The following is a 20,162-nucleotide window of genomic DNA, read 5'->3' on the forward strand; positions in this document are numbered from 1 at the left end:
GTACCGACTATTGGAAGGGGCATCGTGAAGCTCCGCAGCGCACAGTGGTACGCGGGTCAGGACCGCAACGCCTACATCCACCGGGCGTGGATGCGACGAGGTGTGCCGGGCGACGCCTTCACCGGCCGCCCGCAGATCGCCATCGCCAACACCGCGTCCGACCTGACGCCTTGCAACGCGCATCTGAACGAGGTCGCGGCCTCCGTGCGCAACGGCGTCTACGAGGCGGGCGGGATCCCGCTGGACCTGCCCGTGGTGTCGCTCGGCGAGACACAGGTGCGGCCCACCGCGATGCTCTGGCGCAACATGGCGGCGATGGCCACGGAGGAGATGCTGCGGGCCAACCCCGTCGACGGAGTGGTCCTGCTGGGCGGCTGCGACAAGACCATCCCGTCGCTGCTGATGGCGGCCGCCTCGGTGGACCTGCCCGCCGTCGTGGTGCCCGGCGGTCCGATGCTCACCGGCACCTTCCGCGGCGCCCCGCTGGGCTGCGGCACCGACGTGTGGCGGCTGTCGGAGGAGGTCCGGGCCGGCACGCTCTCCCAGGAGCAGTTCGCCCGCTCCGAGTCGGCGATGATCCGCAGCCGCGGGCACTGCAACACGATGGGCACGGCTTCGACGATGGCGCTGGTGGCGGAGGCGCTGGGCACGGTACTCCCCGGCGTGGCCGGGACCCCCGCGCCGGACAGCCGGCTGCTGGAGGCCGCGCACCGCACCGGCCGGCTGGCGGTGGACATGGTGGGCGCCGACCGGCGGCCGGGAACCTTCCTGACCAAGGCGTCCTTTCACAACGCGATCGTCGCGCTGGCCGCCATCGGCGGCTCCACCAACGCAGTCGTCCATCTCCTGGCGATCGCCGGCCGGTCGGGCATCGCCCTCACGCTGGACGACTTCGACCGGATCGGCTCCCGCGTGCCCGTCCTCGTGGACCTCCAGCCGGCCGGCCGCTTCCTCATGGAGGACTTCCACCGCGCCGGCGGCCTGCTCGCCGTCCTGCGCGAGGTACGCGACCTGCTCGACCCCGACGCGCTGACCGTGACCGGCGCGCCACTCCTCGACTCTCTCGACGACGCCCCCATCTGGGACACCGACGTCATCCGCACCCGCGCCGAGCCGCTGGTCGCCGAGGGCGGCATCGCCGTCCTGCGCGGCAACCTCGCCCCGGACGGCGCGCTCATCAAACCGGCGGCGGCCTCCGCGCACCTGCTGCGCCACCGGGGCCGGGCCGTCGTCTTCGACTCCATCGAGGACTTCCACGCCCGCGTCGACGACCCCGGACTCGACGTGGACGCCGACTCGGTGCTCGTCCTGCGCGGCTGCGGCCCCAAGGGCTACCCGGGCATGCCCGAGGTGGCGAACATGCCACTGCCGAAGAAGCTGCTCGAACAAGGCGTCCGCGACATGGTCCGGGTCTGTGACGGCCGGATGAGCGGCACCGCCTACGGGACCGTGGTCCTGCACGTGGCCCCGGAAGCCGCGGCCGGCGGACCCCTCGCGCTGGTGCGGACCGGCGACTTCATCACCCTCGACGTAGAAGCCCGCCGCATCGACGTCGACGTACCCGCCGACGAACTCGCCCGCAGGACCCCCGACGAGGCCACCCTCACCGGCTTCGCCCGCCCCCGGCGTGGCTGGGAGCGGCTCTACGTGGACCACGTCCTGCAGGCCGACACCGGCGCCGACCTCGACTTTCTCGTCGGCTCGAGCGGGTCCGAGGTGAGCCGCGAGTCGCACTGACCGCGGGCCGGGGGCCGGGGGCCGTCAAGACGATCGCGCGTTCACGGCGGCCGGATGCCCAGGCCGTCTGATCCCCGGCGCCGGCGGCACGGTGGGCCTGCCGCGCCGGATCGGCCGCAGGCGGACCCTGTTCCTGGTCCTCGACGGCCGGACCGTCGCCGTCGACGCGCCCTGGTCCGGGGGCTGGTGGACCGCATCGAGGAGTGAGCCGTCGCGCCGCGCGCCTCAGGCCCCGGTGTCGGTGGAGTCGAGGTGTTCTCTCAGCCACTGTTCGGTGCTGCTCACGTGCAGCAGGGCGGCGGCCTGGCTGAGGGCGGTGTCGCGGCGGGACAGGGCCCGGAAGATCGCCTCGTGCTCGGCGAGGGTCCGGCCCGCCGCGTGGGTGTCGACCAGGCCGCGCCAGATGCGGGCGCGCAGGGTGCGACCGGAGACGCCTTCCAGGAGGGTGAGCAGGCTCTCGTTGCCGGTGGCGGAGACGACGGCGCGGTGGAAGGCCGCGTCGTGGGCGTTGAGCCGCTCGACGTCGTCGCGGGCCTCGCGCATGGCGTCCAGATGCTGCTTCACCTCGGCCAGCTGGGCGTCGGTGATCCGCGTGGCCGCGAGTGCGGTGGCCACCGGTTCGAGGAGCCGTCGTACCTCCATCAGGTCCAGCAGCGCCGCCGAGTCGCCCTGGAGCAGCTCCACGGCACCGCCGAGACCCTCCAGGAGCAGGCTCGGCTGCAGGCTGGTCACATAGGTGCCGTCGCCCCGGCGGACCTCCAGGACCCGGGCGACGGACAACGCCTTGACCGCTTCCCGGGCGAGGTTGCGGGACAGCCCCAGCTGGCCGGCCAGCTCCTGTTCCGGGGGCAGCTTCGAGCCCGGTGGGAGAGCACCGGTCCGGATCAACTCACGGATCTGCTCTATGGCCTTGTCGGTCAGAGACACCGCGAACTCCTTCCGTCAGTGTCCTCGGCGGACACGTCCGACCTGATCAGCCTCCGGGCACGAAGGTCGTCCCAGAGTCCTTCGGGGATGTGCCGACGGTGGAGTTCCACGTTGCGTGTGACCTGTTCCGGATGCCGCATACCCAGGGTGACGTTGATGATAGTGGGGTGCGCGAGCGGGAAGGCGATCGCCGCGGCGGGAAGCGTCGTACCGTGCGCCTCGCAGACCTCGGCGATCGCCCGGGCACGCTCGACCAAATCCTTCGGGGCGTCCTGGTAGTCGTACTTCATGCCCGCGGCGGGCCGCTCGCGGGAAAGCAGCCCCGAATTGAACACACCGACCGCCACCACGCTCTTTCCCAGCTCCTGCGCGGCCGGCAGGACGTCGTCCAGAGCCGACTGGTCCAGCAGCGTATAGCGCCCGGCCAGCATCACCACGTCGGCGGCGGTCTCGCGGAGGAAACGGGCGAGCATGGCCGACTGGTTCATACCGGCGCCGATCGCCCCGATCACCTTCTGGTCGCGCAGTTCCGCCAGCGCCGGCATGGCCTCCTCGGCGGCCTGCCTCCAGTGCTCGTCGGGGTCGTGCAGATAGACCACGTCCAGGCGGTCCAGGCCGGTGCGCTCCAGCGTCGCCTCGATGGAGCGCAGTACGCCGTCCCGGCTGAAGTCCCACTCCCTGCGCAGATCGTCCCGTACGACGAAGCCCTCGCTGTCGACCCCACTCGGCCGTTCGTTGGGGACGAGCAGACGGCCCACCTTGGAGGAGACGACGTACGTGTCCCGAGGGCGGTCCCGCAGCGCCGCTCCCAGGCGGCGCTCGGACAGGCCGAGACCGTAGTGCGGCGCCGTGTCGAAGTACCGGATGCCGGACTCCCAGGCGGCTTCCACCGTGGCCGCCGCCTCGTGGGGCGGGGTGATCCGGTACAGGTTGCCGATCACGGAGGCGCCGAAACCGAGCTCGGTGAGTGCGACCGAGGTGTGGGCGATCTTCCGGTTGCGCAAGGGGAGCTCCTCGAAGGTGCGGTTCGTCGGGCCGGCTGCCGGCGGGATCAACGTCTGACGGCGGCGGAGCCGCCCGCCATGAGGGCCTCGACCTCGGCGAGCGAGGCCATGGAGACGTCTCCGGGCGTGGTCATGGTGAGCGCCCCGTGAGCGGTGCCGTAGGCGAGCGCGCGGCGCAGATCCGCTGCCCCGACGTCGGCGCCGCCCCGCCCGGCGCCGGTCAGCAGCCCGTAGATCAGTCCGGCCGCGAAGCCGTCGCCGGAACCGACCCGGTCCAGAACGTGCAGGCCGGGCATCTCGGGGCCGCCGACGAAGCCGCTCGCCGCCGACCACGCGGCGGAGGACCAGTCGTTCACCCCGGCCGAGGGGACATTGCGCAGCGGGGTCGCCAGCACCTTGGCCTCGGGCACCAGGGCGGCCACTTCGGCGAGCGCGTCCGGCACCTCGGCGGCCGGGACGGGCGAGCCGCCCGGACGCTTCCCGGCCAGGCCCAGCGCGCCCACCACGACGTCGGCGTGGCGGGCGAGCCGCAGATCGGTCTCGCGCGCCCGGTCGGCGCCGCCCCGGCCGGCCCACAGACTTGGGCGGAAGTTGGGGTCGTAGGAGACCGTCACGCCGTGGCGGCGGCCGGCCGCCATGGCCTCCTCCGCGACGTCGGCGGTGGTCTCCGACAGGCCGGCGAAGATGCCGCCGGTGTGGAACCAGCGCGGGCCCGACACGAACAGCGCGTCCCAGTCGACGTCCCCCGCGCGCAGCTGGGACACCGCCGTGTTCGCACGGTCGCTGACGCCCAGCGCGCCCCGGATGCCGAAGCCGCGCTCGACGAAGTTCAGGCCGTTGCGCGCGGTGCGGCCCGCGCCGTCCGCGGACACCCAGCGGAGGAGGGACGTGTCGACGCCGCCCTGCAGAATGAGGTCCTCGACGAGCCGCCCGACCGCGTTGTCGGCCAGCGCCGTGACGACCGCCGTGCGCAGTCCGAAACAGCGGCGCAGGCCGCGTACGACGTTGTACTCGCCGCCGCCCTCCCAGACCTGGAAGGAGCGCGCCGTGCGGATCCGCCCCTCGCCCGGGTCGAAGCGGAGCATCACCTCACCGAGGGCGACCACGTCGGTCACGTCCGTCACGTCGAACTCCTCTCCCACGTCGTACTCCTCTCCACGGCCTCGGCGGTCAGCCGCCGGATCTCCGGGTACGCCGCACGGTCCAGATGGGCGGGGGTGGCCATCCAGCTGCCGCCCACGGCGAGGACCGCGGGGTGACCGAGGTAGTCGCCCAGGCGGTCGGCGCCGATGCCGCCGGTCGGCACGAACTGCGCCCCGGGGAACGGCGCGGCGAGCGCCTGGAGGGTCCGCAGGCCGCCCAGGGGCTCGGCGGGAAACAGCTTCACGGTGTCGACACCGGCCCGCAGGCACCGCATCAGCTCGGTGGCGGTGGCGATGCCCGGCACCACGGGAACGCCCAACTCCCGGCAGGCGGCGACGACTTGCTCGTCGAAGCCGGGGGAGACGACGAAGCGGGCGCCGGCCGCCACCGCGCGCTCCGCCTGCTCGGCGGTGAGTACGGTGCCGGCGCCGACGACCAGCCCGCCGTGCGCCGCCATCGCCCGCACCGCCTGCTCGGCGGCCGGGGTGCGGAAGGTGACCTCGGCGCACCGGGCGCCGCCCGCCGCGAGCGCCTCGGCGAGCGGGCCGGCGGTCGCGGCGGACGGGACGGTGAGCACCGGCATGACTCGGGCGCCGGACAGCACGGAGGCGAGGTCGGCGGTCATCTGCCGAGCCAGCCGCCGTCGACGGGCAGGACGGTGCCGTGGATGTAGGCGGCCGCGTCCGAGGCCAGGAACACGGCGGCCCCCGCGAGGTCGTCGGCGCCGCCCCAGCGTCCGGCCGGAATGCGCTCCAGGATGGCCTTACTGCGCACCGGATCGTCTCGCAGGGCCTGGGTGTTGTCGGTGGCGATATAGCCGGGGGCGATGGCGTTGACGTTGACGCCGTGCGCCGCCCATTCGTTGGCCAGCGCCTTGGTCAGTCCGGTGACGCCGTGCTTGGCGGCGGTGTAGCCGGGGACGTTGATGCCGCCCTGGAAGCTGAGCAGCGACGCCGTGAAGATGATCTTCCCTTGGCCGCGGGCCACCATCGCCGCGCCGACGGCCCGGGTCAGCGCGAACTGCGCGTTGAGATTGACCTGGAGCACCAACTCCCAGTCTGCATCAGGGTGTTCGGCGGCGGGGGCGCGGCGGATGGTGCCCGCGTTGTTCACCAGGATGTCCACCGGCCGCTCCCGCCCCGCGAGGTCCTCCCCCAGGGCCCGTACCGCCTCGGCGTCTGCGAAGTCGGCGCGGATCGCCTCAAAGGCGCGCCCCGCGGCGACGACGTCCTTCTCGACGTCGCTGCCCGACGCCTCGAGAGAGGCACTGACGCCGATGACGTCCGCGCCGGCCTCGGCGAGGGCGCGGGCGACGGCCCGGCCGATGCCGCGCCGCGCGCCGGTGACGACGGCCAGCCTGCCCGTCAGATCGAAGACGTTCATACGGCGGCTCCTTCGGCCTCGTCCGTGCAGTCCACCAGGATCTTCATCACGTCGCCGCCCGCCTCCAGCGCCTCGAACGCCGCGGGCGCCTCGGTGAGCGGCACCACCTTGCTGATCAGCCGCTCGGCGGGGATCGTGCCGTCCGCCACCAGAGCGACGGCCCGCTCGAAGTCGGAGCGGTCGTACAGCCGGGCTCCCACGAGCGTCAGCTCGCGCCAGAAGAAGCGGTGCAGGTTGATCTCGCGGGGCTTGGGGTGGATGGCGACCAGGCAGAGCCGGCCGCGAACGCCGAGTACGTCGACGGCGGTGTTCACGCCGCCGGCGGCGCCGGAGACCTCGAAGGCGACGTCGGCACCCGCGTCGGCGGTCCACTCTCCCACCAGGGCGGTCACGTCGGTGGCGGCCGGGTCCCAGGTGGTCAGGCCCTGTTCCTCGGCGAGCAGCCGCCGGTGGGCGTTGAGTTCCACCACGCGCACCTCGGCACCGGCGGCCCGGGCGACCAGAGCGATGAGGACGCCGACGGGTCCGCCGCCGACCACGACGACCTTCTCGCCCTCTGCGACGGCGGCGCGACGGACGTCGTGCACCGCGACCGCGGTGGGTTCGACGAGGGCGGCCTGGTCCAGCGGGAGGCTGGCGGGCAGGCGGATGAGGGCGGAGGCCGGGACGGTCCAGCGCTGCTGCATCGCGCCGGGGGAGTCGATGCCGATGAAGTCGAGGTGCTGGCAGATATGCCGGTGACCGGCCCGGCAGGCGGGGCAGGTGTCGTCCCACCGCAGGGGCATCACGGTGACCGCGTCGCCGGGCTGCCAGCCCTCCACGCCGACTCCGACGCGGACGACACGGCCGGACATCTCGTGTCCCAGTACTGCGGGCGTGCTGACCCGGGCGTCCATGTCGCCGTGGAAGATGTGCAGGTCGGTGCCGCAGATGCCGACGTAGGCGGGGGCGAGTTCCACCTCGCCGGGGCCTGGCTCCAAGCTGTCTGCGGGCGCGGTGTCCAGGGTGCGGGCGGACGTGTATCGGACGGCGAGTGTCATCGTGTTCTCAGGGTCCCTTCAGCGCGGACGCCGATGGTCAGCAGCAGGTTGGCGTAGGTACGGATGTCGGCGGTGACGACGGCCAGCGCCAGGTCGGGGGAGCGGGCGGCGTCGTAGAACTCGAAGCGGCCGAGCGTCTCGACGGGGATGGGCGCCAGCAGGGAGCGGTACTCGGCGATGGCCGGCGGCTCCGGTTCGCCCTCGGGCGGCACCATCACCTGCGCCGACTCGACGGGCACGGCGCGCAGCAGCACGTCGAGGACGGTGGTCACGTCCAAGGTGCCCGGCGCCAGGTTGAGGTGGACGGTTCTGGCTCGTTCGCCAGTGGCGGTGCCGGCGGGGTAGTGGCCGTCGGCGAGCAGGACGCGGGCGCCGTGCCCGGCTCCGGCGAGCGCTTCGAGGATGCCGGGGTGGAGCAGCTCGGTCAGCAGCACTGCGTTCTCTCCTTACTTCTCGGACAGCCGGTAGAAGGCGGTCGCCGTGTCGCAGAGCACCGCCTGCTTCTCGTGCGGGGAGCAGGCGTTCAGCAGTTCCTCGACGGTGGCGGCCCAGCGGTTCCAGCCGCCGGCGAGGACACAGACGGGCCAGTCGGAGCCGAACATCAGCCGGTCGGGGCCGAAGGCGGCCAGCAGGGTGTTCCAGACCGGGCGGATGTCGTCGAGGGTCCACTCGTGGTGGTCGGCCTCGGTGATCAGTCCCGAGACCTTGCACCGGACCTGGGGACAGCCGGCCAGGACATGCACGTTCCGTGCCCAGTCGGAGATCGTGTGGTGGCCGATGGGAGGCTTTCCCGCGTGGTCCAGGACCAGCGGGAGGTCCGGGAAGCGCTGGGCGAGACGGATCGCCTGGGGGAACTGGTGGCTGCGGATGAGCACGTCGTAGCCGAGATCTCTGTCCTGTACGGCGCGTAGACCCCGCTCGACGGCCGGCTGCTGCAGCCACTCCGCATCGGACTCACCCTGCACGACGTGGCGCAGGGCCCGCAGATACCCGCCTGAAGGCCGGGCGCGCAGTTCGTCGAGTACGTCCCCGACATCGGGCGCGGTCAGCTCCACCCAGCCGACGACCGCGCCGACCATCGGGTCCTGGTCGGCGAGGTCCAGCAACTCCTCCGTCTCGGGGACGGACGCCACGCACTGGACGAGCACCGTACGCGTCAGCCGCCGTCCGGCGACGGGCCGGGTCGCGGCCCGTCGCAGCTCCTCGACGCCGTAGCTGCGACGGATCGGTTCGTGGCCGGGTTCGTCGAGCCATGGCTGGGGGCGCCGGTCCAGGTCCCACACGTGGTGGTGGGCGTCGATCAGGGGCAGCGGCTCAGACACGGGCCGCCCAGACGGGGCCGTCGGGGTAGGTGTACTCCTTCAGGGATTCGGGGTGCATCTGCGCGCTCAGTCCGGGGAGGGTGGGCGCGAGGTAGTGGCCGTCGGTGACGTGCACCGGGTCGACGAAGTGCTCGTGCAGGTGGTCGACGTATTCGATGACCCGGTCCTCGATGGTGCCGGAGACGGCGACGTAGTCGAGCATCGACAGGTGCTGCACCATCTCGCACAGGCCGACGCCGCCGGCGTGCGGGCAGACCGGGACGCCGAACTTCGCGGCGAGCAGCAGGATGGCGAGGTTCTCGTTGACGCCGCCGACGCGAGCCGCGTCGATCTGCACGATGTCCACCGCGCGGGCCTGCAACAGCTGCTTGAAGACGACGCGGTTGGCCACGTGCTCGCCGGTGGCGACCTTGATGGGGGCCACGGCCTTGCGGACGGCGGCGTGGCCGAGGATGTCGTCGGGGGAGGTGGGCTCCTCGATCCAGTACGGGTCGTAGGGAGCCAGGGCCTGCATCCAGTCGATGGCGGGCTGGACGTCCCATCTCTGGTTGGCGTCGACGGCGATGCGGATGTCGGGGCCGACGGTCTCGCGGGCGGTGCGCATGCGCCGTACGTCGTCCTCCAGGTCCGCGCCGACCTTCAGCTTGATCTGGGTGAAGCCGTCCGCGACGGCCTCGCGGGCCAGGCGGGCCAGCTTCTCGTCGGAGTAGCCGAGCCAGCCGGGGGTGGTGGTGTAGGCGGGGTAACCGCGCTCCAGGAGGCGGGCGGTGCGCTCCGCGCGGCCCGGTTCGGCGCGCTTGAGGATCTCCAGGGCCTCCTCGGGGGTGAGGGCGTCGCTCAGCCAGCGGAAGTCGACCTGGGCGACCAGTTCCTCGGGTGACATGTCGGCCAGGAAGCGCCAGACGGGCTTGCCCGCCCGCTTGGCGGCGAGGTCCCAGGCGGCGTTGACGACGGCGCCGGTCGCCATGTGGATGGCGCCCTTCTCCGGCCCGAGCCAGCGCAGTTGGGGATCGTGGACCAGGGTGCGGGAGAACGCTCCGAGGTCGGAGCAGACCTCCTCGACCGACAGGCCCACCACATGCGGGGCCAGGGTCGCGATGGCGGCGGCCTGCGCGTCGTTGCCCCGCCCGGTGGTGAAGGCCAGGGCGTGGCCCTCCAGCCCGTCACCGGCGTCGGTGCGCAGGACGACATAGGCGGCCGAGTAGTCGGGCTCGGGGTTCATGGCGTCCGAGCCGTCGAGATGTTCGGAGGTGGGGAACCGCACGTCCAGGACGTCCAGGGCGGTGATGCGGGCGGATGAGGGCGCGGTGGAGGACATGGCGGCAACTCCTGTGAGGGCAAGGGGAACCCGGTCCCCTTGCGACGAGAGGTGAACACGGCGGAGGTGGGCGGCCGGCGGGGCCGCCCGGGTCACTCCTGGACCTTGCCGCCGGTGATACGGGAGATGGCGAGGGCGACCAGGATGATCAGGCCGTTGAGGGCGCCGATCCACTGGGCGGGGACGCCGGCCAGCGTGAGCACGTTCTGGATCATGAAGAGCAGCAGGACGCCGCAGAACGCGCCGAACATGGTGCCCTTGCCGCCGTTGAGGCTGATGCCTCCGATGACGGCGGCGGCGAAGACGGTGAAGATGTAGCCGTTGCCCTGAGCGGAGGCCACCGAGGCCAGGCGTCCGGAGAGCATCAGCCCGGCGAGGGCGGCGAGCACACTGCCGGTGACGATGACGATCCACAGCACCCGGTCGGTACGAATACCTGCCGCCTTCGCCGCGTCGACGTTGCCGCCGATGGCGTACAGCGAACGGCCGAAGCTGGTCCAGCCCAGGACCACGATGGCGACGGCGAACAGCGCCAGGCAGATCCAGATGGAGGCGGGCATCCCGAACCATTGGGCGGTGCCCAGGTACAGCATGGACTCCGGGAGCTGGAAGAAGGTCTGGCCGCCGGAGACGCCGGTGAGGATGCCGCGCAGGACGATCAGCATGCCGAGGGTGACGATGAAGCCGTTGAGGCCGAAGCGGATGATCAGCAGGGAGTTGATGACGCCGACGAGCGCGCCCACGGCGAGGGTGACGGGGATCGACCAGGCGCCCGGAAGGAGCCCGAGCCCGTGACCCGCACCGACCGGGACCACCAGCCAGGCCGCGATGCCGGGTGCGAGTCCCATGGTGGACTCCAGGGAGAGGTCCATCTTCTTGACGATCAGGATCATCGTCTGGGCGAGGACCAGCAGGGCCATCTCGGACATGGTCTGCAGGACGTTGATGAGGTTGTCGGCCTGCAGGAAGACCGGGTTGACGATCTGGCCGACGATCGCGATGACGACGATCGCGGGGACGAGCGCCAGGTCGCGCAGCCGGGCCAGGGGGATCCGGCCGCCGAGCAGCGCGGTCCGCTTCTGCCGCGGTTCCACGGCGTTGGCGGCGGCGTCCGCGAGGACGGTTTCAGGCATTGAGGTCCACTCCTTCCATCGCGGCCACGAGGTCGTGGTCGTGCCAGCCGCGGGTGATTTCCGAGGTCACTCGGCCCTGGAACATCACCAGGACCCGGTCGCACATCCGCAGGTCGTCGAGTTCGTCGGAGGCGATGAGCACCCCGGTGCCGGCCTCGGCGATCTCCTCGACCTTGCCGAGGAGGAACTCCTTGGAGCGCACGTCGACGCCCGCGGTCGGGTTGATCAGCACCAGCAGCCGGGGGTCGTCGGCGAGAGCGCGCGCCATGACGACCTTCTGCTGGTTGCCGCCGGACAGCGCGGAGACCGGCAGGTCCGGCCCCGGGGTCTTGATCGCCAGCTTCTCGATCATGGCCTCGGCGAGCCGGTCCCGGCGCTGGGCGCTGATGAACCCGTTGTGGCCGAGCCGGCCGGGCACGGAGAGAGTGGCGTTGTCCGCGATCGACATGTCGGGGACGAAGCCCTGGTGGTGCCGGTCCTGCGGGACGAACCCGGCGCCGGCGGCCAGCGCGGCGGGCACGCTACCCGCCCGGGGCCGCTGCCCCGCGATCTCCACATCACCGCTGTCGGCGGCCCGCAGTCCCACCACGGTCTCGGCGATCTCCGTACGGCCGCTGCCGGCCGCTCCGGCGAGTCCGACGATCTCGCCCGCGCCCACCCGGAAGGTGACGTCGCCGTAGGTCTCGCCGGTCAGGGCCCGCACACTCAGCGCGGCCGTCGCCTCGGCGTCCAGGCTGCTCGCCCGTTCCTCACGCCGGTCGGCCGCCGCCTCACCGGTCATGGCGGCGACGAGTTCGGTCCGCGGGAGCTCGGCGACCGGCGCGGTCAGGATGTGCCGGGCGTCCCGGAACACCGTCACCATGTCGCAGATCTCGTAGATCTCCTGGAGGTGGTGGCTGATGAACAGGAAGGTCACGCCCTGGCGTTGCAGGTCGCGGATCCGGTCGAAGAGCCGGCTGATCGCCGCCGCGTCGAGCTGCGCGGTCGGCTCGTCGAGGATGATGAACCGGGCGCCGAACGACAGCGCACGGGCGATCTCGACGAACTGACGCTGTTCGACGTCGAGTTCACCTGCGGGGGTCTGCGGGTCGACGTCCACGGACCACGTCGACAGCGTCTCCTGTGCACGGCGGCGCACGCCCGGCCAGCTGATGAGCCGGCCGCGGCCGTGGTGGTGCCGGTTCAGGAAGAGGTTCTCGGCGACCGTCAGGGTGGGGATGATCGTCGACTTCTGGTAGACGCAGGCCGCGCGCTGCCGCCAGGCGTCACGGTCGGCGAGCCGTGGGGCCGCGCTGCCGCCGAACGTCACCGTGCCCTCGTCCGGGGCCTGCAGACCGGTGAGGACGGAGACCAGGGTCGACTTGCCCGCTCCGTTGCGGCCGACGAGTGCGTGGGTCTCGCCGGGCCTGATGGTGATCCGGGCGCCGTTCAGGGCCACCGTCGGACCGAATCGTTTGACTATGCCCGTCGCCTCGACCACGGGCGGGTCCGCCGGGACCCGTCCGTCGTCCGCCGGGGCGGGCGCGGGGGTGGCTGCTCGCTCCCCGTCACTCATCTCAACCGCCTTGCGTTCGTGAGCCGTTGGATATCCAGGCAAGCCGTCAGCCGAGGTGGTTGCCCCACAGGGAGGTGTCGGTGCTCTTGAGGCTCGGGACTCCGCCGTACGTGCCGCCGTCGGCGGTGACCAGCGGCGCGGAGAGCTGGTCCTCCAGCAGGCCGTCACGCACCTGCACGATGGTGCTGTCGTGGTCGGTCCTGCCCGGCTTGAAGGTCTTTCCGTCGATCGCGGCCTTCAGGTAGTACAGGGCGTACTGGGCGTAGAGGTCGGCCGGCTGGGAGACCGTGGCGTCGATCTTCCCCGCGGCGATGGACTTCAGCTCCTCCGGTATGCCGTCGTTGGAGACGACGAACACATGCTTGCTGTCCTTCGGGTCGACCAACAGGCCCTTCTGCTTCAGGACCTGGAGGGTGCCGGCCAGGGCGAAGCTCGACTCCATGTAGACGCCCTTGATGTCCGGGTTGGCCGTCAGGTCCGTCTGGAGCTTCTGCGCGGCGACGGCGCCGTCCCAGTTGGTGGCCTCGCCGAACACCTTGATGCCGGGGTAGTTCTTCTTCATGCAGTCGTTGAACGCCTCGGTGCGGTCACGGCCGTTGATGGAGTCCAGGCCGCCCTCCAGCATCACGACCTTGCCCTTGCCGCCGAGCTTCGTGCCGAGGTACTGGCACGCCTTCTCGCCGTACGCGCGGTTGTCGGCGCGCACCACCATGAAGACCTTGCCGCTGTCCGGGCGGGTGTCGACGGTGACCACCGGAATCTTCTTCGCCTCCAACTGCGCCAGCGTCGGCGCGATGGCGGCGGTGTCCTGCGGGGCCATGGCGATGCCCTTGACGCCCTGGCTGACGAACGTCTGCACGTTGGCGGTCAGCTTGGCGACGTCGTTCTGCGAGTTCGTGGTCTTGAGCGAGAGGCCGAGCTTCTTCGCGGACTCCGGCGTGTACTTGATGTACGAGTTCCAGAAGTCGGTGTCGGAGCGCGGGTAGTCGACGCCGACCAGCGGCGCGTCGCTCGACGACGCCGAGGTGCTGGAGCCGCTGCCGCAGGCGCTGAGCAGCGCCAGTGCGGACAGGGCGGCGGCGGTGGAACAGAGTGCGTTTCTGAGTCTCATCGGTACTTCCTCGCGCCGGTCCCGTAGCGGGAGATGTTTCGCATGGGCGACAACTGTGTGCCGTCACTTCGAAGAGATGGGATGTTTATAGGGTGCGTGGCGGCGGACTGTCTAGTCCTCGGTGCGATTTCATGCAAAGATGCACGTCAATACGGGTGTTTGAGGCCTGGCGGGTCCTGGGAGGGTGGATCGGTGGCGGGATCCATCCCATCAATCAGGAGGGGCTCCTGGTGTGATCCAGGTGGGCGTCATCCGGCAGACATGCCATGTCTGGGCAGTGAGAAAGCGCAAGAAGAACGAACAAAAGGGGCAAAACGCCTGGCCGGGTAAGTCTTTTCATCCCTGCGCCACCGTTGACATCCCGGGGACGCATGGTCGACCTTCATGCGTAACAACCGGCCGTCCCGGTTCTCCCCCTCCCCCCTTCCGCATCAGGGATGTCTCCATGTCGAGTTCGCTCAACAGACGCCAGTTCCTGGCCGGTGCCACCTTCGTGGCCGCGGCGGCCGTCGCCGGAGGTGTGTTCGCCGCCGGCGGCGCACAAGCGGCGCCCGCCACCTACACGCCCGACTGGAGCTCGGTCGACCAGCACCCACCGGCCCCGGAATGGTTCCAGGATGCCAAGTTCGGCATCTACTTCCACTGGGGCGTCTTCAGCGTCCCCGCCTACGACAACGAGTGGTACCCGCGCAACATGTACATATCCGGCAGCGCGGCCAACCAGCACCACATCGCGACCTTCGGCCAGCCGTCGGCATGGCCGTACCACAACTTCATCAACGGTGCTCAGGACCTGGCGGGCAACACCGTCAAGTTCGCGCCGAAGCTGAAGTCGGCGGGCGGGAACTTCGACCCCGACGAGTGGGCCCAGTTGTTCGTGGACGCCGGTGCCAAGTACGCCGGCCCGGTCGCCGAGCACCACGACGGTTTCTCCATGTGGGACAGCCAGGTCAACGAGTGGAACTCGGTGAACAAGGGCCCGGGGCTGAACCTGCTGCAGCTCTTCTCCACGGCCATCCGCGCCAAGAACCTCAAGCTGCTCGTGGCCATGCACCACGCCTACAACTTCAACGGCTTCTACGACAACGTCCCCGCACAGTCGGACCCGAGCCTCAAGAAGCTCTACGGGCAGCTGGGCTCGGCCGCGGAGAACCAGCTCTGGTACGACAAGCTCAAGGAGGTCATCGACCGCGCCCAGCCCGACATCCTGTGGCAGGACTTCAAACTGGACGCGGTCGACGAGACGCAGCGCCTGAACTTCCTGTCCTACTACTACAACCAGGCCAACGCCTGGGGCCGCGAGGTCGTCGCCACCTACAAGGACGGGTTCAACGGCAAGGGCGAGGTCTTCGACTACGAGCGCGGCGGCCCCGCCGACCTCACCACCCCGTACTGGCTGACCGACGACAGCATCTCCAACAGCAGCTGGTGCTACACCCAGGGCATCGGCTACTACAGCATCAAGCAGATGCTGCACTCGTTCATCGACCGGGTCAGCAAGAACGGCAACGTGCTGCTGAACATCGCGCCGATGGCCGACGGCACGATCCCTCAGGCCCAGAAGGACATCCTGCTCGGCATGGGTGACTATCTGAAGCGCTTCGGCGAGTCGATCTACTCGACCCGCGCCTGGACGGTGTACGGCGAGGGCCCGACGAAGATGGGCGGCGGCGCCTTCACCAACCCGACGGCCGGCACGGCGCAGGACATCCGCTTCACCCGCAACAAGACCAACAATGTCCTGTACGCCACCGTCCTGGGCTGGCCGGGCACCTCGCTGACGATCAAGACGCTCAGCTCGGACCGGATCAACCTCTCGTCGCTGACCTCGGTGAAGCTGCTCGGCTCCACGGCCGGCACCTACATCGACCTGCCCACACCGACGCAGAGCTCCTCCGGCCTCACGGTCACCCTGCCCTCCTCCGCGCCCTACAGTGCCAACGCCTACGTCCTGAAGCTCTCTTTCTCCGGCACCATCCCGGCCATGGCACCGCTCGCCGGCGCCGTCGCCTTCACGGACGTCAACTACACCGGCGGCTCCGCCGCGTTCGCCCTCGGCGACTACACCGCGGCCGATCTGACAGCGGCCGGACTGGGCACGCGCAGCATCTCCTCCCTGCGTCCGGGCCCCGGCTACCAGGTGATCGGCTACTCAGCAGACAACTTCACCGGCACCGCCTGGACGTTCACCGCCGACAACCCCGACCTCAGGGTCACCGGCAACAACGACCAGATCACCTCGCTGAGGGTCCAGTTCAACCCGTCGACGTACTTCCGGCTCACCAACGTCACCGACGGTCTCGCCCTGGACAGCGGTGGCAACGTCGCCTCCGGATCGAACCTCAAGCAGTGGACCTGGGACGGCAGCTCGAACCTCCAGTGGCAGGCGGTCGACGTGGGCGGCGGCTACTACAAGCTGGTCAACCGCACGAACGGCATGGTCGCCGACGGCTGGGGCGCCACCGGCGACGGCTCCGCAGCCCGACAGGCCGCCTGGAACGGCGGCACCAACCAGCAGTGGAAGATCACCCACCGGGGCGGCGGCAGCTACTCGATCGCCAACCGCACCACCGGCCTGGTCCTCGACGGCGGCGGCAACGTCGCCTCGGGTTCCGTCACCAAGCAGTGGACCTACGGCAGCAGCACCAACCTGCTGTGGACCTTCACGGCGCTCTGACAGTTCGAGCCGGTGAAGGATCCGTCCGGCCGTCGCCGGGGGTGCGGGCGGAGAAGGTCTCCGACAGGCGGCGGGGTGACGCGGGGCAGACCACAGCGTCCCCTGCCCCTGCCGGCTCGCGCTCGGTCGCTGCGCTACGGCATTTCCGTGGACACCACACCGCCGAGATTGCTGGGATCGACTTCGAGAAACAGCTTCGCATTCTCAGCCGCCGAGCTCTCGGGTATTGGAGCTGGAGAGAAAACGGAAATGACTCCGACCCGCCCGTCGACTTCGGCGTTGAAGGTCCATCGGAACTGTCCCGATGCTTCGTCTATTCCCTTCTGCCCGGGCCTGAGTATGGTGACGGAAGGCATGTGATCTCCCAGAATAGACATCAGGGAAAAATCGTATCGCCAATATTATTCGGCCGCCATTCGGGTGACGGTGAAACGATCCCTTGGGCAAGGTCTTTCCCACACGCTGTGCGTTTCGTCAGCATCGAGGCGTCCGGTTTCCGCGACTTTCGCAACCGGACCGCCCCGACCCATGAGGAACGGAAATCCAAGCTCAACGCGCTGTTCAAGACCATCCGCCGCGCGCCGTCAGTTCGCGGCAGGCACCGAAGGGCGGGTGCCGGGGACCGCCCCGTAACCCAACTGCTCGGGAGTGCCGCCGTCCTGGCCGTAGATCTGCACCCGATAGTAGGAGGTGGCCCCGGCCGCCGCGGTGGTGTCCAGGTGGGACACGGCGGTGCCGGGCAGGGTCGAGGTCAGCTCGTCCCACACCTGGGTGGCGGGGTTCCAGCGCTCGATCGTGACCGAGGACGGCGCCGGGCACCAGTCGTTCTGGCAGGACCACGTCCAGGTGAGCAGCACACCGTCCGCGGAGCCGCTCGCGGCCAGGCTCATGGAGGCCGCGTAGCCGTCGCCCATCCACGGCAGCACCGCCGCCTCGGATCGCACCCCGGCGGCGTCCACGGCCACCACCGCGTAGTAGCCGTTGGAGGAGGGGTAGGGCGCGGCGGTGTCGGTCACGGTGGTGCCGGTCACGGGCTGGTCCTGGATCCGGGTGCCGGGGTTGGCGGCGTTGCCCCAGTACCGGTAGACCAGGTAGCCGGTGGCGCCCGGGACGGGCTGCCAGGACAGCACCGCGTGGTCGCCGTCCTGCCGCGCGCCGAGCCCCGCGGGCCGGTCGGGACGCGCGGTGCCTTCGGGGTACGGGCGCACCGCGCAGTCGTCGTCGGAGAATCCTGAGCGGCTCCCCGCCGCGTTCACGGCGACGGTCCGGTAGCAGGTGGGTATTCCGGCCGGTGCGCCGGTGTCGGTCCACTCCGGGGTCGTCGTCGCGGGGAGGCCGGCGGTCTTGATGTACACGGCGTCGGTCTCGGAGCGGCGCCAGATCTCGTAGCGGGCTGCGGTCGGGTCGTTGACGGACCAGGTCACCCGGATGCCGTCCGCGGCGCCCACCGTGGTCGGCAGGTCGGGCGCCTGCGGGGCGGGGGCCGGCTCGTCGGATACGTCGATCCAGATCGGGTCGCTGTAGCCGCCCTGGAAGTTGGCCACCGTCAGGCAGTAACGGGCTTTGTGGAACGGTTCGGTGTCCAGGTAGTAGGAGTCGGCCGTGTGGAAGGTGTCGACGCTCGCGCACCGGCTGCCGTACGTCGTGCGGAACAGGTAGTAGAGGTAGACCTCGGACGGTGGGGAGTCGTCCCAGTCGAGCAGGATGCCGCCGCTGTCGTCGCGGGTGGCGGTCAGCCCGGTGGGCGTGGACGGTTTCGGCGCCGGCGGGGGCAGCCGCTTCAACTGCACCACCGTGCCTGCGGAGCGGTTGCCCACCTGGTCGACCGCGACGACCCGGTAGTAGGGGGTGGCGTCGGCGGCGATCGGGCCGTCGGTGAGGACGCAGCGGACCTGCTGCTCGGTGTCGGGTACGGCGGCGCACTGGGGCGTGCGGGGGCTTCCGACGTCGGTGAACGGGCCGTCGGCGGTCGCACTGCGGGTGACCTGGTAGCCGGCGAAGTCCTGCTCATGGCCGGGCGGGCCGTCGGTGGTCCAGGCCAGGGTGGCGGTGGTGCCGCCGTCGGGCGCGGTGACCTCGGGCGCGCCGGGCGCGGTGGGCGGGTTGGTGTCCGGCGGCACCGGGCGGCTGACGGCGACCGGCTCGGTCCAGGCCGAGTACGCGGGCGCAGTGCCGGCCTCGACGGTCCTGCCGACGGCGCGCACCCGGTAGTAGCGGGTGCCGCCCTCGGGCAGGTCGGTGTCGGTGAACTGCGACGGGGTGAGCGGTGCACCGGCACCGGCGCGCACGGTCCAGGGACCGTTGGTCGAGGAGGCGGACTGCACCTGGTAGCCGGCGGTCAGGCCGTGCACGGGACTGCCGACCGGGTTGTCGGCCCAGTCCACCGTGGCGTTGACATCGCTCAGTTCGCCCTTGAGCCCGGTGGGCTGCCGGGGCGGGTAGAGGCCGGTGTCGGGGCGGAGCGCCGAGGCGACGGTTCCGGCGTACTCACCGGGCTCGGTGGTCGCCGCGGCCGACTCGTTGCCGGCGGTGTCGACGGCCGTCACCCGGTAGTACGCGGTGACGCCGATCGGGGCGTCCTTGTCGGCGTAGGCGTTGTCCTGGACCACTCGGGCGTCGGCGCTCCTGATCCTGGCCCACGGGCCGTCAGGGGCGGTGGCACGGTACACGTGGTAACCGGCGAACGAGTCCTGGGTGCTGGAGTCGTCGTCCCAACTCGGCCCCCAGCTCAGGTGGTTCTCGCCGAGGTCGTCGTCGGGGTCGGGCACGCCGTTGCCGTTGAGGTCGATGTCGCCGTAGCCGTCGGCCCCCAGGTCCTCCGGAGCCCGCGGCGGCGTGGTGTCGGCCGGGACGGCCGGGACGGCGGCCGATGCACGGGACTGGTTGCCGGCGCGGTCCACGGCGGTGACGGCGAACCAGTACTTGGTGCCGTTGCGCAGCCCGGTCGAGGTGAACGTCCTCGCGGTCAGCAGGCCGGAGCCGCTGATCCGGTGTGCGGTGTCCAGCGCCACGGGGGTGCTGGTGGAGCGGTAGACCCGGTAACCGGCCAGATCCGCCTCGGCGTTGCGGGCCCAGTTGACGGTGGCCCGGCCGTCACCGCGCACCGCGCTCACGGAGGCGGGAGCCAGCGGGGCCACCCTGTCCGCAGTGGTCGGGGCAAGGTCGGCGGAGACATTGGCCGAGCCCGTGAAAGCCACGTAGTCGACCCGCACGGTGTGCGTTCCGGCGGGCACGGTCACCTTGACGCTCGCGCGCCGGGTGGAGACGTAGTCGCGCCACAGGTTGACGTAGCGCGTGCCGTCGATCCAGACCCGGACGCCGTCCTGGGCCGCGGTCCGCAGCAGGAAAGGGCCACCCCCGCCGAAGTTGCGGCGCATCGTCCAGCGGACGCCGAAGCGGTCGTTGGGCAGGGATGTCCGGGCGGGGTGGCCCGCGCCCCAGTTCTCGTTGACGGAGGCGTCGCACAGTGACGCTCGGGGCGTGCCGGTGAGGGTGGTGTTGGGGTAGTAGTCGGCCTTCCACACCCCGTCGGAGCAGTTCACCGACGCGACCGGCACTGCGTCCGGCGGGGCCGCGCGGGGCGGGCTCTGCACGGTGCCGGCGATGAGCGCGGCTCCGGCGGCGGTGACCGGCCACAGCAGTCGGAGTCGGCGCGACGCGCGGACACGGGATTGCGGGGGAACGGGTCTGCCCATCGGGGGCGTCATCCTTCCTCGGATCCGGTGCACCACCTGGGACATGACGGCTCGTGGGGTCCACCGAGTGATCACTTCCTGCCCCCGCGATGATGGCATGCGAACAGACATTCGTGT

At 70.9% G+C, this 20,162-nt stretch carries 16 protein-coding genes; 2 read left to right on the forward strand and 14 right to left on the reverse strand.

Annotated features, from left to right (window positions below; translation table 11 throughout):
- Nucleotides 1-24 precede the first annotated feature (24 nt).
- Entirely contained in the window at nt 25-1,737 is a 1,713-nt protein-coding gene (locus ACIBTS_RS21625) for an IlvD/Edd family dehydratase (protein WP_399321313.1), read from the forward strand.
- 225 nt (nt 1,738-1,962) lie between these two features.
- On the opposite strand, the gene ACIBTS_RS21630 is transcribed toward ACIBTS_RS21625, so the two are convergent.
- The 12 genes from ACIBTS_RS21630 to ACIBTS_RS21685 form a co-directional block, all read right to left on the reverse strand.
- Complete coding sequence (locus ACIBTS_RS21630) at nt 1,963-2,664, reverse strand: FadR/GntR family transcriptional regulator (RefSeq protein WP_399321315.1); 702 nt, start codon at nt 2,662-2,664, stop codon at nt 1,963-1,965.
- Entirely contained in the window at nt 2,655-3,668 is a 1,014-nt protein-coding gene (locus ACIBTS_RS21635) for an aldo/keto reductase (RefSeq protein ID WP_399321317.1), read from the reverse strand. Before ACIBTS_RS21635 ends, ACIBTS_RS21630 begins: the two co-directional genes overlap by 10 nt.
- Nucleotides 3,669-3,715: 47 nt before the next feature.
- The gene (locus ACIBTS_RS21640; RefSeq protein WP_399321410.1) at nt 3,716-4,783 is read right to left on the reverse strand and encodes a sugar kinase; all 1,068 of its coding nucleotides are present in this window, start codon (nt 4,781-4,783) and stop codon (nt 3,716-3,718) included.
- A gap of 5 nt (nt 4,784-4,788) precedes the next feature.
- On the reverse strand, nt 4,789-5,436 hold the full coding sequence (locus tag ACIBTS_RS21645; RefSeq protein ID WP_399321319.1) for a bifunctional 4-hydroxy-2-oxoglutarate aldolase/2-dehydro-3-deoxy-phosphogluconate aldolase: 648 nt from the start codon (nt 5,434-5,436) through the stop codon (nt 4,789-4,791).
- On the reverse strand, nt 5,433-6,194 hold the full coding sequence (locus tag ACIBTS_RS21650; protein WP_399321321.1) for an SDR family oxidoreductase: 762 nt from the start codon (nt 6,192-6,194) through the stop codon (nt 5,433-5,435). Before ACIBTS_RS21650 ends, ACIBTS_RS21645 begins: the two co-directional genes overlap by 4 nt.
- Complete coding sequence (locus ACIBTS_RS21655) at nt 6,191-7,234, reverse strand: alcohol dehydrogenase catalytic domain-containing protein (RefSeq protein WP_319670211.1); 1,044 nt, start codon at nt 7,232-7,234, stop codon at nt 6,191-6,193. The genes ACIBTS_RS21650 and ACIBTS_RS21655 overlap by 4 nt, the downstream gene beginning before the upstream one ends.
- On the reverse strand, nt 7,231-7,668 hold the full coding sequence (locus ACIBTS_RS21660) for an RbsD/FucU domain-containing protein (RefSeq protein ID WP_319338910.1): 438 nt from the start codon (nt 7,666-7,668) through the stop codon (nt 7,231-7,233). Before ACIBTS_RS21660 ends, ACIBTS_RS21655 begins: the two co-directional genes overlap by 4 nt.
- A 12-nt stretch (nt 7,669-7,680) precedes the next feature.
- Nucleotides 7,681-8,556 (reverse strand): amidohydrolase family protein, encoded by an 876-nt coding sequence (locus ACIBTS_RS21665; RefSeq protein ID WP_399321324.1) that lies wholly within the window; start codon nt 8,554-8,556, stop codon nt 7,681-7,683.
- Complete coding sequence (locus ACIBTS_RS21670) at nt 8,549-9,874, reverse strand: L-fuconate dehydratase (protein WP_399321326.1); 1,326 nt, start codon at nt 9,872-9,874, stop codon at nt 8,549-8,551. Before ACIBTS_RS21670 ends, ACIBTS_RS21665 begins: the two co-directional genes overlap by 8 nt.
- A 92-nt stretch (nt 9,875-9,966) precedes the next feature.
- On the reverse strand, nt 9,967-11,007 hold the full coding sequence (locus tag ACIBTS_RS21675; RefSeq protein ID WP_319338905.1) for an ABC transporter permease: 1,041 nt from the start codon (nt 11,005-11,007) through the stop codon (nt 9,967-9,969).
- Nucleotides 11,000-12,562, reverse strand: a complete 1,563-nt coding sequence (locus ACIBTS_RS21680; RefSeq protein ID WP_399321328.1) for a sugar ABC transporter ATP-binding protein — start codon at nt 12,560-12,562, stop codon at nt 11,000-11,002. The genes ACIBTS_RS21675 and ACIBTS_RS21680 overlap by 8 nt, the downstream gene beginning before the upstream one ends.
- 46 nt (nt 12,563-12,608) lie before the next feature.
- Nucleotides 12,609-13,673, reverse strand: a complete 1,065-nt coding sequence (locus ACIBTS_RS21685) for a sugar ABC transporter substrate-binding protein (protein WP_319670215.1) — start codon at nt 13,671-13,673, stop codon at nt 12,609-12,611.
- 445 nt (nt 13,674-14,118) lie between these two features.
- On the opposite strand from ACIBTS_RS21685, the gene ACIBTS_RS21690 reads away from it, so the two are divergent.
- The gene (locus tag ACIBTS_RS21690) at nt 14,119-16,350 is read left to right on the forward strand and encodes an alpha-L-fucosidase (protein ID WP_399321331.1); all 2,232 of its coding nucleotides are present in this window, start codon (nt 14,119-14,121) and stop codon (nt 16,348-16,350) included.
- A 134-nt stretch (nt 16,351-16,484) separates the two neighbouring features.
- Here the strand turns inward: ACIBTS_RS21690 and ACIBTS_RS21695 are convergent, their stop codons facing one another.
- Complete coding sequence (locus ACIBTS_RS21695) at nt 16,485-16,706, reverse strand: hypothetical protein (RefSeq protein WP_319338897.1); 222 nt, start codon at nt 16,704-16,706, stop codon at nt 16,485-16,487.
- Nucleotides 16,707-16,934: 228 nt separating this feature from the next.
- Nucleotides 16,935-20,045 carry a fibronectin type III domain-containing protein gene (locus ACIBTS_RS21700; RefSeq protein ID WP_399321333.1) on the reverse strand — a complete coding sequence of 1,037 codons (3,111 nt, stop codon included), beginning with the start codon at nt 20,043-20,045 and terminating at the stop codon, nt 16,935-16,937.
- Between the last annotated feature and the right edge of the window lie 117 nt (nt 20,046-20,162).

Source organism: Streptomyces sp. NPDC050121 (assembly GCF_044460385.1).
Lineage (GTDB): Bacteria > Actinomycetota > Actinomycetes > Streptomycetales > Streptomycetaceae > Streptomyces > Streptomyces soliscabiei.